This window comes from Pseudomonas sp. BS3767, from assembly GCF_900099665.1.
In the GTDB taxonomy this organism is placed as follows: Bacteria; Pseudomonadota; Gammaproteobacteria; order Pseudomonadales; family Pseudomonadaceae; genus Aquipseudomonas; species Aquipseudomonas cerasi.
In genome coordinates, this window is sequence record NZ_FNCX01000004.1 from 169,498 (window position 1) to 183,437 (window position 13,940).

Sequence of the window (13,940 nt, forward strand, 5' to 3'; positions counted from 1 at the left end):
TAGGCAGACGTTTCTCGCACGGCAACTTATCTGTGCGCACGGCTCTCTTCGCGTATTCCGACAGAAATTGTTGTTTTTTTCGTCTGAATGTTTGCCGTAGAGTGGCAACAGCAGCGGCCCGTACTGTCGGTCGCCACCCTTCACATCAAGGAGAGTCAAGCGTGAGCGATATTCCAGAAGCGTCCGCCGACGGCCGCTCCAGCCACTGGCAGTTGCAGCGCATCGTCAGCCAGTTGCGCAGCGCGCGTGAAGACTGGCGGGCTCGCAACAGGCGAGTGAGCGGTGAACACGGTGGGCGTGAGCTGCCTTCGCGTGCGGCCATGGGCGAGATTCTTGAAGCCTTGAGCGGCGCACTGTTCCCGATGCGCCTGGGCCCGGTGGACCTGCGTGAGGAAAGCGAGGACTTCTATGTCGGCCATACGCTGGATGTGGCGCTCAACGCACTGCTGGCTCAGGCCCGGCTTGAATTGCGCTATGTGGCCCATCAGCAGGGCGGTGACCTGAAGGGCATCGATGCGCGAGCACTCGAGCTGATCCAGGGTTTCGCCATGGCCCTGCCGGGTATTCGTCTGTTGCTGGACACCGACGTGCTGGCCGCCTATCACGGCGACCCTGCGGCGCGCAGTGTCGATGAAGTGCTGCTGTGCTATCCCGGCATTCTGGCGGTGATCCACCATCGGCTGGCGCATTATCTTTATCGCGCCGGCTTGCCGTTGCTGGCGCGTATCAGCTCGGAAATCGCCCATTCGGCGACCGGTATCGATATTCATCCGGGTGCGCAGATCGGCCCGAGCTTCTTTATCGATCACGGAACAGGCGTGGTGATTGGCGAAACCGCGATCATCGGCGAGCGGGTGCGGATCTATCAGGCCGTGACCCTGGGCGCCAAGCGCTTCCCGTCGGACGAGGACGGTCAGTTGCAGAAAGGCCACGCACGGCATCCAATCGTTGAAGACGACGTGGTGATCTATGCGGGTGCGACCATTCTGGGTCGCATCACCATCGGCAAGGGTTCGACCATCGGCGGCAATGTCTGGCTGACGCGCAGCGTACCGGCAGACTGCAACCTGACCCAGGCCAACCTGCTGCAACAGGACGACTGCAGCCGCAAGTAGGCGACCTTCGCGTCAGATCACCTTCACCGCCCGGCCGATGAACTGAATCGGCCCGGTGGGTTTGCCGATTGGCGAGCCAGTGGATTTCTCCAGTGTCAGCTCGAACAACTGGTTGGGTTGCAGCGGCGGCAGTTTATCCAGCGGCACATGCAGGCTCTCTCCCGGCTTGACCAGCCCAAGCGAAACCGGGCCTTGCCAGTCGTCACCCTTGGTCCAGAACTCCAGCGCCTTGTCGGTCGGAACCTCGAACACGCCCAGCGGGATAAGCTGTATTTCCTGCGGGTTACTGGCCTGCACGACCCAGCCGGGAGCCTTGTCCTGCGGTCCTACGAGGACCACCAGATAAGACGGTTGCGCCGGTGCGCGGGTCAGCAGCGTCATGCCCAGTACCAGTGAAGCAGCCAGGCCTGCTCCGGCCAGGCCACGCCAGATCGACAGGTTGTCCCACCAGCGAACGCGCGGTCTTTGCGGCGTGCTGGCAGGCGCGGTCATGTCCAGCAGGTTACGTTCGATACGATCCCACAGGCCGGGCGAGGGCATCACCGGTTCGGCCAGTTCGGTCAGGGGCAGCAGACGCTGTTCCCAGGCATCGACGGCGGCCTGCAGGTCGGGCTCGCGCGACAGGCGACGCTGTACGTCGAGCCGCTTCTGCGCCGAGAGCGTGCCGAGTACATACTCGCCCGCCAGCTCGTGAATGTTGTCGTCTAAAGGCCGGGTCATCCCATGCACTCCCGCAAAGCCGTCAGGCTACGCTTGATCCAGGCTTTGACCGTCCCCAATGGCGCGCCAATTTTCTGCGCGATTTCCTGATGCGAATAACCGTCCACGTACGCGTGAAAAACACAGTTGCGTCTTACCGGCTCCAGCTGCTCCAGGCATGACGTGATCCGTCCTGGATTGACCTGCCAATCGAAGGCATCGCCGATTTCCTGCCAGCCTTCCAGTGTCGCCTGTTCATGATGATCTTCACTGCCGTCGTCCTCGACACGCACTTCGCGAGCCGTGTTGCGCAATGTGTTGAGCGCCAGGTGGCGGGTCACGCTGAAGATCCAGCCACGTGCCGAACCACGCGAGGCATCGAAGCTGGCCGCGTGGGACCAGATTTTCAGGAACGCGTCATGCACGATGTCTTCGGCCAGCGCGCGGTCACGCACCAAGCGCTGAGCGACGCCGAGCAACCGGGCGCTTTCCTGTTGATAGAGACGCTGCAAGGCCTGCTTTTCACCGCGAGCGCAGGCCTGCAACGTCGCTTCGTAATCAAAGAGAGATTCGTGCGAAGACAAGATGATCCGCCATCAATGCAAGACTACTGCCTCGTTGACATCACGAGGCTCCCGCGCAGCAGCATAGACCACTGGCTGCGCAGTCACCCGGTGAATGATGGCTATCAGCTCGCGGTCCAGAACAGGTAGTCGGCCTGATACTTGACCACTTCCTTCGCGCCCTTGTTGCTCTCTGCGCAGGCTTTGGCCGGGGCAACGCCGCCTTTCAGGGCTACACGCTGAATGTACGTGACGCCAGTCATGGCGCCTTTGCCTTCGGCCGGGTTGGCCTTGACCAGCTGGTACGGCAGGTTGCCAGCGCTCGAAGGGGCCACGGCGACTTGAGTGCCGGTTATTTTGGAACCGTCTTTGGCTTCCCAGGTGGCAGGTGGGCCGTAGTAGGTGCCGACCTGTTTGCCGCTCTTGTCGTTGAGCACTGCTTTGGGACCGACGAACGCCCACTCCATTTCGTTGGGCATGTTGGCCTTGGCGCGGCACTCGTAGGTGATCTCGCCAACCCCGGTGGTTTGCATGCCGACCTTGTTGCCAGCCGGCACACGGACGCTTTCGGGGAGGTCGGTCTGAGCCATGGCAACGGACGACAGGCAAGTGAAGGCCAGAGTAGTACCAGCAAGGCAGAGCAAGCGTTTTGCGTTCATGCAGAAATCTCCAGAAGGTTTAACCGCGCTCAGCAACTCGAAGTGGCTGCTGAATGTACTACCCGCGAGAAACCCATCTGGATGCAGTGATTTGAAAATATTTTTTCAGCGCCGGCTGAAACGGCTGCGCAGCAGCACAATCCCGGCAATCGCGGCCAGACCCGAGCCGATCAGTACGCCGACCTTCACCTCGTCGATCAGGTGTTGCGAGCCGGGGAACGCCAGGTTGCCGATGAACAGGCTCATGGTGAAACCGATGCCGCACAGAATCGCCACGCCGTACAGTTGCACCCAGTTGCTGCCCTCCGGCAACACCGCCAGCCCGGCGCGTATGGCCAGCACAGCGGCGAGAAACACGCCGATCTGCTTGCCCACGAACAGCCCCAGCGCAACGCCCAGCGGCACAGGATCGACCAGGTTGCCCAGGGTAATGCCGGCCAGCGACACGCCCGCATTGGCAAAACCAAAGATCGGCACCACGGCGAAGGCCACCCAGTAGTGCATCTTTTCTTCGAGGAACAGCAGTGGCGAGCGGGCTTCTTCCTCGGGCTTGCCCATCGGGATGCATAGCGCCAGGGCGACACCGGCCAGCGTGGCATGCACACCCGATTGCAGGACGAAGAACCACAGCAGCGCGCCGAGCAGCAGATAAGGCAACAGACGGCGCACGTTCAAACGATTCATGACGATCAGCACCGCCAAGGTCACGAAAGCGGCAGCCAGCATCGGCAGGTTCAGACCGGAGCTGTAGAAGAAGGCGATGATCGTCACGGCGCCCAGATCGTCGAGGATCGCCAGCGCGGCCAGAAACACCTTCAGCGAGGTCGGCACCCGATTGCCGAGCAGCGACAGCACGCCGAGAGCAAAGGCGATGTCGGTGGCTGCCGGGATCGCCCAGCCGCTCAGGGTCTGCGGATTGCCCCAATTGATCGCGATGTAGATCAGCGCAGGCACGAGCATGCCGCCTGCCGCTGCAAAGCCGGGCAGGGCTCGTTGCCCCCAGGTCGCCAGACCACCGGCGAGGACTTCACGTTTGATCTCCAGGCCGACCATCAGGAAGAAGATCGCCATCAGCCCGTCGTTGATCCACAGCTCGACCGAGAGGCCCAGCCAGACGCTGTGCAGGATCGAGAAATAGCCGGCAGAAAGAGGCGAGTTGGCAACGATCAATGCCGCCAGCGCAGCGGCCATCAACACGATGCCGCCAGCTGATTCGGAGGCGAGGAAGCGTGCGAGGACGGCAATGCCTCTGGGCGTTTCCCGGTTCGGAACTTGAGTCATGGTTGTCCTTGAAACGAAGCACTTTTTTATCGTAATGCCAGGAATGCGGTTACTGGCCTGTGGCAGTGAGCTCGATCAGGCAGCAACGGCTGGCGCGAGGCGATTGCAGTTCGACTTCGAGCAGACCGCCAGCATTGTCCACCTGAGCGCAATCGTGTTTGCCAAGAATTTCCCACGGCTGGTTGTCGACGCTGATCGCCACTTGCTCGGCCATACTGAACAGCACCAGGGTGCTGGCAGAGCTGAACAAGCGTTGCGGGTGACGCACGTCTATCCAGTGCAGACGTGCAGTGTAGCGGTGTGGGGCGTAGATCAGGTTGAAATCGCGAATCGGCCCGTCCAGCAAGGTGCAATTGACCTGGCTGTCACCGCTGAATGCGAACGGGTCCGATGGCAGCAGCGGACGACTGCTCAGACCATCCACGTCCAGCGTCATGCCCGTGCCCTGCAGGACGGTGATGATGCGTTGATAACCGGCGAACACCGAAAAGCCGCCCGAGGTTTCGATGTCGGCAATCGACAGCCGCCAACCGAAACCGTCCAGATCCTGGCCGGCGTCGCGAGCGATCTCTTCCGTGCTGCCACCGCCGTTTTTCCACGGCATGCGCGGGTAGTCGACGGCGCGCAAAATGCGGGTCTGGTTCATTTGGTAAAGCGTCCTTCCAGGCGATGACGGGAGCCGGGGTGGATCAGGCGCGCAGCGGTAACCGGCTGACGACCAGACCAGGTCCGACGGCGAATCAGCAGGCAGGGCTCCCCCGCCTCAATCTGCAACAGCCTGCATTCATCGGCTTCGGCGAGAATCGCCTCGACCACATGCTCGCCTTCGGTGAGCGGCGCAACCTGCGAGAGGTAGGCGTAAGGCGTCTGCAGGGTAAAGTCCTGCCGGAGGTAGTCCGGAGCGACTTGGGCGTTCACGAAGCGGTCCTCGATCTGCACCGGGATGTCGTTCTCGTAATGCACGATCAGCGAGTGGAAAACCCGCTGGCCTTCGCGCATGTCCAGCGCCAGGGCGCGCTCGGAGCCAGCGGCTTCCTCCTTGAGGACCATGACCTTGCACGTGTGGCGATGGCCGCGCGCGGCAATCTCGTCGGCAATGTTATGCACTTCGAACAGCGCCGACTGGCTCTTGGGCTCGGCGACAAAGGTGCCGACGCCCTGCATGCGCACCAGCAGGCCCTCGGCGGTCAGCTCGCGCAGTGCCCGGTTTATGGTCATGCGGCTGAAGCCCAGTTGCGTCACCAGTTCGCTTTCGGACGGCACACGATGATGCGGCGGCCAGGTGCCGTTCTGAATCTGCAGAGCGATCATCTGTTTCACGCGGGCGTACAAGGGTGCGGGACTTTCGCCCATCTGGGCTGCCAGGGAAGAAGCGGCGGGCGGAGTCGACACGTGGGAGTCCTTGTTGTTCGAGACGGTGTTTTCGAGCGCATTCAGACGCTGCAAAGCGCTCACGCTAACCATTAACCTGCTGCTCGGCAAGCGTGCAGGCGGTTTACCGGTCGCTGAAACGTCTGTATATGTATATACAAATTACAGTGATGAGGTGTGAAGTCAATGTCAGCCTTCTTTGCCGAGCGCGCGTTACTCCCCGACGGCTGGGCCAGCAATGTGCGTCTGGAGGTCAGTCAGGACGGTATTTTGACCCGCGTCGAGGCCGATGCCGCTCAGCAGGGCGCCGAGAAAGTCAGCGGGCCTTTGCTGCCTGGCATGCCTAACCTGCACTCCCACGCGTTCCAGCGTGCAATGGCCGGGCTTGCGGAAGTGGCCGGCAACCCCAACGACAGTTTCTGGACCTGGCGCGATCTCATGTATCGCCTGGTGGGGCGCATCAGCCCGCAGCAGTTGGGCGTTATCGCTCGTCAGCTGTACATCGAGATGCTCAAGGGCGGCTACACCTCGGTGGCCGAATTTCATTACGTGCATCAGGACAGTGACGGCAAGCCCTATGCCGATCCTGCCGAGCTCGCGCTGCAGATCAGCCAGGCGGCCGGTTCGGTCGGTATCGGCCTGACCTTGCTGCCGGTGCTGTACAGCCATTCCGGCTTTGGCGGGCAGGCACCCAACGAAGGCCAGCGGCGTTTTATCCACAGTACCGACAGCTATCTGGATGTGCAGGCTCGTCTGCGTCCGGTTCTGGCGGCTCAGCCTGCCCAGCAACTCGGTCTTTGCTTCCACTCGCTGCGCGCGGTGACGCCGCAGCAGATCAGTGAGGTGCTGGCGGCCAGCGACCGGCAGTGTCCGGTGCATATTCATATCGCGGAGCAGCAGAAGGAAGTCGATGACTGCCTGAGCTGGAGCGGTCGGCGCCCGTTGCAATGGCTGTATGAAAACGTGCCTGTGGATAACCGCTGGTGCCTGGTCCATGCGACCCATGCCGAGGCGGATGAAGTGGCTCTGATGGCGCAAAGCGGCGCGGTGGCCGGGTTATGCCTGACCACCGAGGCCAACCTCGGCGACGGGATCTTTCCGGCGGTGGACTACATTGCTCAGGGCGGTCGCTGGGGAATCGGCTCGGACAGTCACGTCTCGCTCAGTGTGGTCGAGGAACTGCGCTGGCTGGAATACGGCCAGCGTCTGCGCGATCAGCGCCGCAACCGGCTGTATCGCAGCGATCAGCCCATGGTTGGCCGCACGCTATATGACGCTGCACTTGCCGGTGGCGCGCAGGCATTGGGGCAGCAGATTGGTACGCTGCAAGTGGGTCAACGCGCCGACTGGCTGGTGCTGGATGGCAATGACCCGTACATCGCCACGGCCTCGGAAGACGCCATCCTCAATCGCTGGCTGTTCGCCGGCAGCGACCGGCAGATCCGCGACGTGGCGGTCAACGGGCGATGGGTCATACGTGAGGGGCGACACGCCGCAGAACAACAAAGCAACCGCGAGTTCGCGCAGGTGTTGAGGGAATTGCTCGGCTGATGCAAGAGAGGACGCAGAGCGTCCAGAACGGCGTGCCCACGCGGAGCATGGGCACGATAGTGTTCTTGCGGACGCTTGTTCCAGCCTGGTTACTTCTCGCCCTTGCCGATCTTCGAGTCATCCTCGCGCCAGATCAGGCGTGAGGTGTCGTAGCCTTGCTGGCGGGCCTTGCTCAGCATGTCTTCCCTGACCGATGCGGAGACGGTCGGTGTACGCGACAGCAGCCACAGGTATTTGCGATCCGGGTTGCCGACCACGGCGGTACGGTAGCCTTCGCTGACGTCCAGAATCCAGTAATCACCCTTGGCGACGCTGGGCAGCAGGCGCGAGAACCAGTTGTCGAACACAACCCACAGCTTGTCGGTCTTGCCCGCAACCTGCGGCGAAGCCGTACCCGTTGCTTCTTCCCACTTGCCTTCAATCGTGCGGCAGCGGTTGGTCACTGCGATGTTGCCGTCGTCCTTGAGCGTGTAACGCGCCTCGGACTGAGCGCACTTGCGCTGGAAAAACATCGGCAAGCGGGCGATCTCGTACCAGGTACCCTGATACTGCTTGAGGTCGACGCTACCTACAGTCTTTGGCTCGAGGTTGTCAGCCGAGTGGGCAAAACCGATGGCCAAAAAGCTGGCCATGACACAAATTCCAAAACGTACCAGTACCTTGATCATGGGTTATTTCAGACCCTGACCCGAGAACAGCACCACCTTGTCCGCTGCGTACTGCACGCTGATAAAGGTGTTCTGGTCGCCCCAGGTGCAGCTCGACATGCCCAAGGCACCGGAACATTCCGTCGGGCTGCCCAGCAAGGACTCGACTTGAGCCTTGGGCATGCCAGCGGACAGTTTGGAATAGTTTTCCTGAGTGATCTTGCTGCAGGCAGCCAGCAGGACGCAGAACGAGAGTAACGCGACAGAACGCAAGGACATGGATGTAGCTCCTGAACGGAAGGGGGTCGCGTCGCAGTGCAAGCCTGTGCAGTCTGGCGCTGGCGCAGTACCGCAAGCTTAGAAGAGAAAAAGGGACTCTGGTTCCCGGACGGCGCAAGGATTTGTGCCGAGGATCAGATAGTTGGCCCGCAGACGGCGCTGAGCGAATGGCTGACTGCTCGTGTTTCCGAGCATTGGCTCACTCGGCAGTGATCGAGCATGGCCCGATCACTGCCGGTGCAGAAGGCGTCTTACGCCTTGTGATACGCGGTGGCGCGCTCGACTTCTTCCTTGGAACCCAGGTACACCGCTACGCGCTGGTGCAGGCCTTCAGGCTGAATGTCGAGAATGCGCTGATGGCCGTCGGTGGACGCGCCGCCAGCCTGTTCTACCAGGAAGGACATCGGGTTGGCTTCGTACATCAGGCGCAGCTTGCCCGGCTTGGAAGGCTCGCGGCTGTCGCGCGGGTACATGAACAGGCCGCCACGGGTCAGAATACGGTGCACGTCGGCAACCATCGCCGCGACCCAGCGCATGTTGTAGTTCTTTTTCAGCGGACCGTCTTCACCGGCCAGCAGCTCGCTCACGTAGCGCTGTACCGGGGCTTCCCAGTGACGCTGGTTGGACATGTTGACCGCGAACTCCTGAGTGGACTCCGGGATGGTGATGTCTTCGTGAGTCAGCACGAAGCTGCCCATTTCACGGTCCAGGGTGAAGCCTTTCACGCCATCGCCCAGGGTCAGGACCAGCATGGTTTGCGGACCGTAGATGGCGTAACCGGCGGCGACCTGTTCGGTGCCTGGCTGCAGGAAGGCCTTTTCATTCAGCGCTTCGTTCTGGCTCAGGTATTCGTTCGGGCAGCGCAGTACCGAGAAGATCGTGCCGACCGGTGCGTTGATGTCGATGTTCGACGAGCCGTCCAATGGGTCGAAAACCAGCAGGTAGGCACCCTTCGGGTATTTGCCCGGGATCTGGTAGGCGTTGTCCATTTCTTCGGAAGCCATGCCGGCCAGGTGACCGCCCCATTCGTTGGCTTCGAGCAGAATCTCGTTGGAGATCACATCGAGCTTTTTCTGCACTTCGCCCTGCACGTTTTCGGTGCCCATGCTGCCCAGTACGCCACCCAGCGCGCCCTTGGAGACGGCGTGGCTGATTTCCTTGCATGCGCGCGCCACAACTTCGATCAGGAAGCGCAGATCGGCAGGGGTGTTGTTGCTGCGAGTCTGCTCAATCAAGTAACGACTTAGTGTAACGCGGGACATGGATAGCTCCGAAAATAGGGGGTATGAAAACCCGCGCAGTTTAACGCGAGTGGCGACGTAATACTGCTATGAGACTGGCTTAAGACTGTTTCAGTTCAGATGTCAGGCGAACCGCACCTGACAGGCCGCCCGTTTTAGCGTTTTGCAGCGCGCAGCGTGCTGAATGCCATCCAGCCAAGGAACACCACGCCAAGCAGCAGAAGGGCCCAAAGCCCCAGGCGTTTGAAGTCAGTAGTTTGTTGCACGGCGATCGGCGCAGCGGCCATGTTGGCCACGGTAGCCGTGGCCGGGCTTGCTGTGCCGAGAGTCGCGAGCTTCTCCGGGCTCAGGTCGGGAATCAGCGTGGCCAGCGACAGGTTGGCAGCCTTGACGCTTGGGTTGCCGATTGCCAGGGTGAAGGGCCCGTTACCGCGCGCCAGGAACACCACCTCCGTGGCAGGCACGGCCACACTCAACTGCGGCGCTTCACTGCCCAGTCCGCCGCCGCGATCATCCACCACCAGCTTGAGCTGCCGAACGATGCGTCCGGACAATTGCAACTGGTCCTGCAGGACATCGCTGTTGTTCTGCGACAACCGATACAGCAGGCCGCTGCTGATTGGCTGCCAGGGCTGCCCGGCATCGAGCCGGCCGTAGAGCGTCGCCGGTGCCAGGCTGTTGGGCTGGGTGATGTCGATCCTGACGCGGCCTATCGGCAAGCCGGTGGGCAGTTGCCAGACATACTCGTTGGGGCTTTCGACGCTGCCCTTGACCGGTGGCGACCAGGTCAGCGGCGTGGCTGGAGTGTCGCTGCTGGCACTCAGCAGGTGCGCAGAGATCAGCAGCGGCGCACTGTGCGGGGAATGCCACAGCAGGCGCAGATAGCGCGCGCTCTGGCCGGGCAGGCCGACTTCGCGCTGTTCGACCACTTCGTCGGCAAACGACAGCCGTGCAACCTGTCCCTCGCCCCAGTTGCGCCAGTGCTGCAGGTCATCACTGGCTTCGATGCTGAAGTTCTGGAAGCCCTCCCGCTCGGTGCTCCAGTCGATAACCAACTGCTCCAGCGGTGCCTTGATTGCGCTGGTGTCCAGCAACCAGCCGCGCAGCACTTCTTCGCCCGCTTCGATATCGCTTTGTGGCTGGACCTCGATCACGCTGCCGTTGCTGGAGCGCTCGATACGGATGACCGGCGCGGCGTCGGCTGATTCCTGTGTGCTGTACAGGGCGAACCAGTTGACCTCAATCGGCACCGGCTCTTGTTCGGGGGCGGGTTGGCGCGGCGTGATCGAGTAAGCCTGCGTCTGGCCCTCGGCATTGAACACACGTACATCGCTCAGATCGGTCTGCCGGGCATTCAACTGGACGGCAAGCGGCAACTCGATGCGATACCACGGCCCTTCGCCGCTCAGGCTCAGCGGCGTCTGGCTGGCAAAGTCCGCCGGTTTGTCCTGAGCGAGGGCGGTTATCGCCGTGCACAAGGCCAGGCCAAGCACGGCGATCTTCATGGCAGGATGACTCAAGAACGGTTTCCTCATAGCGTGTCCGGCGCGGCAGTCGAGCCTGGGCCGGGTTCTTCGCCGGCCTCTGTGGCAGAGTGTTTCGGCGGTAATGGTGCGAAATATCCCACCACCAATAGCAAAATGCCAACACCGATGAACGAGACGATGCGCTCCATGCCGCCACGATTGCTCAGCTCGACGAAGAACAGCTTGACCACCACCATCCCGATCAACGCTGCTCCGCCCAGCCACAGCTGGCGGTTGGAGCGCATGTGACCGCCGATCATCAGGGCCAGTGCCATCAGCGTCCAGACTATCGACAACCCGGCCTGGACGCGCATCGAGTCGAGCAGCAACCCGGTGTTCCATGGCACATCAGCCCAATGATGCGCCGTGCGCATGACCATTGCCGTGACCAGCGCGAACAGCGAGGCGCCAGCCACCAGCAAGGCAGCGTTACCAAGGCGCATGACCTGTTTGCGCAGCCACAGGCAGACCCCTGCCAGTGACAATAGCAAACCGATTTCCAGCGGGTTGAACAGCGGGATATACGGCAGTGGTTCCGCTGCGCCGTCGCTCAAGGTATTCGCCAGCCAGAACCACGCCAGCATCAACACCGCCAGCGGCGCAGCGGCACCGAGGTGATAGGCTTCGGGGCAGGCTTTTACCGGCCACGGCCATTGGCGCGCCGAGCTCATCGCCAGCAGGAACAGGCTCGGCAGAATCGCCCAGCCCAGCCATCGCCAGGCGTTGTAATGTTCTGACAGTTGCAGCAGGCCGAAGCGCAGTTCCAGGGCCAGCACGGCGATGATCAGCAGGCAGCCCGCGGTGTGAGCGACACGTCGTGCGAGGATGGGCTGCCGGTCTGCCAGATAGCGCAGAGTCAGCAGGTGCACGGCGAACACCACCATCCAGGCCAGCCAGCCCCAGTGGGCGGCGGGGTGGTAATGCTCACTCAGCGAACCCAACAGTAATGCTGCGCTGACGGGCGTAAGCGTGCTGCACAGCGCGGCGAGGTCTGGCCAGCGCAAGCGTACGGACAGCACTGTCCAGATTGCCACGCTGAGCGCGGCGGCGATCAACAGCACAGACGTCTGCACTCCAATGGGAACGTACAACTGCACGACGCTGATCAATGAAACCGACCACCAGATCGCACCCCATACGGTCAGTACGGTTCTGGCGACTTTTTGATCGATAAGGGTCAGGGTGTTGAAGCGGTACGCACTCCAGGCACTGACCAGCGCACCGATGGCCAGGATCATCGGCGTCCAGTAGTCGTCAGCCGAGTCGGCGCTGCCTGACGCATTGATCAACATCACGCTGGCGCACAGTTGCAGCAGCAGGCCGAAAGCCTGTGCCAGCTTGCGCTGCTGCCGCAAACCCAGCCAGAAAATCGCCGCGCCTTCCACGGCCCACGCGCTCGTCGTCCACTGAGAACCCAGGCCCAACGGGATCGCCAGTGTGGCAAACACCACGCCCAGCGCCAGGCAGGTTTCCATCAGCAAGGCGGTTTGGCCCGGTGCACGTGCTGCCAGCCAGCGTGCCAGCGCCATGTAGATCAAGCCCAACCCAAGCGCGCTGAACGCAGCGCCGAATTCCAAATGCTCGACGAGCGCATATTGCAGGCCGAAGCCGACTATCGGCGTGCCCAGCAACAACGTGCCGTCGACGTAATCGCCCTGACGCGCAGCCCAGCGCAGCATGGCTTCGCGAGTATGGTCAGGTGGCGCGCTGTCCAGTTCGAGCAGTTTGCGGCGGGCAAACAGCAGGCCGATGGCCAGATACATCAGGAAGAACACCATCAGAAAGGGCTCGGTGCTCCAGAACAATGCCGGAGTGTAAGCCTGCAGGCCCCAGGCGAAGCCGATGCCGAAAGTGCCGAAGAAGCCGATCAGGTTGAGCGTGCGCCAGGCCTTGAACCAGGCGATGGCGATGATGCCCGCATTGAGCAGGGCAAAGTAACTGAACAGCGAGATATGGCTACCTTGCCCGGTCGAGGCCAGCAACGGTGCCGCGAAGCCGCCGAGCGCGCCAGCGCAGGCGAGTGCCAGCGAATCCTGCGTCAGCGCCAGAATGGCTGAGAAGCTGGTGATTGCGACCAGCAGCGCGAAGCCCAGCGTCGGGTCCAGCAGGGTGTGCAGTTTCATCGCGGCGAACACGGTCAGGTACAGCACCCCAACGCCTGCGCCTTGCAGCATCAAGGCGTAAGGACCGTTGCGCCTGCGCAGCCACCAGCCCAGACCGAGCAGGGCCAGCGCACTGGCGGCGACTGCGGCGTAGCGTGCTTCAAGCGGCACGACCATGCCCTCAGTGGCATAGCGCAGCAAAAACGCCAGGCCGAGGAACAGCACCACGACACCCACGCGCAGCACTGTATTCCCGCCCAACAGCCAGTCTTTTGCGGCGTTGATCGCGCTGTCCAGCGGGTTGGTTTTTGCTGTGTTGGTTGGCTCGTGTATCGGCGGGGCGGGCTCGACAGGTGTTGTTACCTGCGGCGCTTCGTCCGGCAGGTCCCAGATCAGCTCGGGGCCGTCGCCGGGTGCTTCGACAATGATCGCATCGAGTGGAAGCGGCGCAGCGTCCTGCGCAGGCGGTACGCCAGGCGCGGACTGACGTTCGAGTGCGCTCAGGCGCTGTTGAAGGGCGTCGAGGGATTTGCGGTTTGCGAGCAGTTGTTGCTGCTGATCAGCCGATTGCCTGCCAAGCACGCGCACGCGAATGCCGGCCCACACGGCCCAGCCCATGACTGCACCAATCAGTGCACCGGCCCACTCGTCATAACTCAGCGAATAGCCCAGCGCAGCGCCGCCCAACACCAGACAAATCCAAAGCACGCGACGACATCCTTTTCGATGTGTGAAGGTTCATCGAGCGCAGTATATAGGGGCGGGCGGACATCGTTTGTAATGTTTTATGCCGGGGGCACCAGAGTCTCTGCAGGACTGAGACAGATCCTCGTGGCGCTTGTGGGAGTGAGCTTGCTCACGAAGGCGTCGTTTCGAGCGCCTTCTTTGCGGAGACCTTAATGGCCT

The 13,940-nt window shown here is 62.0% G+C and carries 13 protein-coding genes; 2 read left to right on the forward strand and 11 right to left on the reverse strand.

Features of this window, described 5'->3' with window-relative positions; genetic code table 11:
- Positions 1-161 precede the first annotated feature (161 nt).
- Entirely contained in the window at positions 162-1,115 is a 954-nt protein-coding gene (gene epsC / locus BLR16_RS13795) for a serine O-acetyltransferase EpsC (protein ID WP_072365110.1), read from the forward strand.
- 12 nt (positions 1,116-1,127) lie between these two features.
- On the opposite strand, the gene BLR16_RS13800 is transcribed toward epsC, so the two are convergent.
- From BLR16_RS13800 to hutC, 6 genes are all read right to left on the reverse strand, one after another.
- The gene (locus BLR16_RS13800) at positions 1,128-1,835 is read right to left on the reverse strand and encodes an anti-sigma factor (RefSeq protein ID WP_044308739.1); all 708 of its coding nucleotides are present in this window, start codon (positions 1,833-1,835) and stop codon (positions 1,128-1,130) included.
- Complete coding sequence (locus tag BLR16_RS13805) at positions 1,832-2,398, reverse strand: sigma-70 family RNA polymerase sigma factor (protein ID WP_003365926.1); 567 nt, start codon at positions 2,396-2,398, stop codon at positions 1,832-1,834. The genes BLR16_RS13800 and BLR16_RS13805 overlap by 4 nt, the downstream gene beginning before the upstream one ends.
- 104 nt (positions 2,399-2,502) lie before the next feature.
- Complete coding sequence (locus BLR16_RS13810) at positions 2,503-3,036, reverse strand: DUF3455 domain-containing protein (RefSeq protein ID WP_003365928.1); 534 nt, start codon at positions 3,034-3,036, stop codon at positions 2,503-2,505.
- A 105-nt stretch (positions 3,037-3,141) separates the two neighbouring features.
- Entirely contained in the window at positions 3,142-4,317 is a 1,176-nt protein-coding gene (nhaA, locus tag BLR16_RS13815; protein WP_003432334.1) for a Na+/H+ antiporter NhaA, read from the reverse strand.
- Between the two features lie 49 nt (positions 4,318-4,366).
- Positions 4,367-4,963, reverse strand: a complete 597-nt coding sequence (locus BLR16_RS13820; RefSeq protein WP_074806644.1) for a HutD/Ves family protein — start codon at positions 4,961-4,963, stop codon at positions 4,367-4,369.
- A complete protein-coding gene (gene hutC, locus BLR16_RS13825; protein WP_161420743.1) occupies positions 4,960-5,670 on the reverse strand; it encodes a histidine utilization repressor in 711 nt (236 codons plus the stop codon). Before hutC ends, BLR16_RS13820 begins: the two co-directional genes overlap by 4 nt.
- A 204-nt stretch (positions 5,671-5,874) precedes the next feature.
- On the opposite strand from hutC, the gene BLR16_RS13830 reads away from it, so the two are divergent.
- On the forward strand, positions 5,875-7,239 hold the full coding sequence (locus tag BLR16_RS13830) for a formimidoylglutamate deiminase (protein ID WP_003365936.1): 1,365 nt from the start codon (positions 5,875-5,877) through the stop codon (positions 7,237-7,239).
- A gap of 89 nt (positions 7,240-7,328) precedes the next feature.
- On the opposite strand, the gene BLR16_RS13835 is transcribed toward BLR16_RS13830, so the two are convergent.
- The 5 genes from BLR16_RS13835 to BLR16_RS13855 form a co-directional block, all read right to left on the reverse strand.
- Positions 7,329-7,907: a lipocalin family protein gene (locus tag BLR16_RS13835; RefSeq protein WP_003365938.1), complete on the reverse strand. Its 579-nt coding sequence runs from the start codon at positions 7,905-7,907 to the stop codon at positions 7,329-7,331.
- A gap of 3 nt (positions 7,908-7,910) precedes the next feature.
- Positions 7,911-8,165 carry an outer membrane protein assembly factor BamE domain-containing protein gene (gene bamE, locus BLR16_RS13840; RefSeq protein WP_003403102.1) on the reverse strand — a complete coding sequence of 85 codons (255 nt, stop codon included), beginning with the start codon at positions 8,163-8,165 and terminating at the stop codon, positions 7,911-7,913.
- Between the two features lie 251 nt (positions 8,166-8,416).
- Positions 8,417-9,427 carry a class 1 fructose-bisphosphatase gene (locus BLR16_RS13845; protein ID WP_003341445.1) on the reverse strand — a complete coding sequence of 337 codons (1,011 nt, stop codon included), beginning with the start codon at positions 9,425-9,427 and terminating at the stop codon, positions 8,417-8,419.
- 134 nt (positions 9,428-9,561) lie between these two features.
- Positions 9,562-10,911 (reverse strand): DUF3999 domain-containing protein, encoded by a 1,350-nt coding sequence (locus tag BLR16_RS13850; RefSeq protein WP_003365943.1) that lies wholly within the window; start codon positions 10,909-10,911, stop codon positions 9,562-9,564.
- 26 nt (positions 10,912-10,937) lie between these two features.
- Entirely contained in the window at positions 10,938-13,742 is a 2,805-nt protein-coding gene (locus BLR16_RS13855; protein ID WP_092194321.1) for a DUF2339 domain-containing protein, read from the reverse strand.
- Positions 13,743-13,940 lie beyond the last annotated feature (198 nt).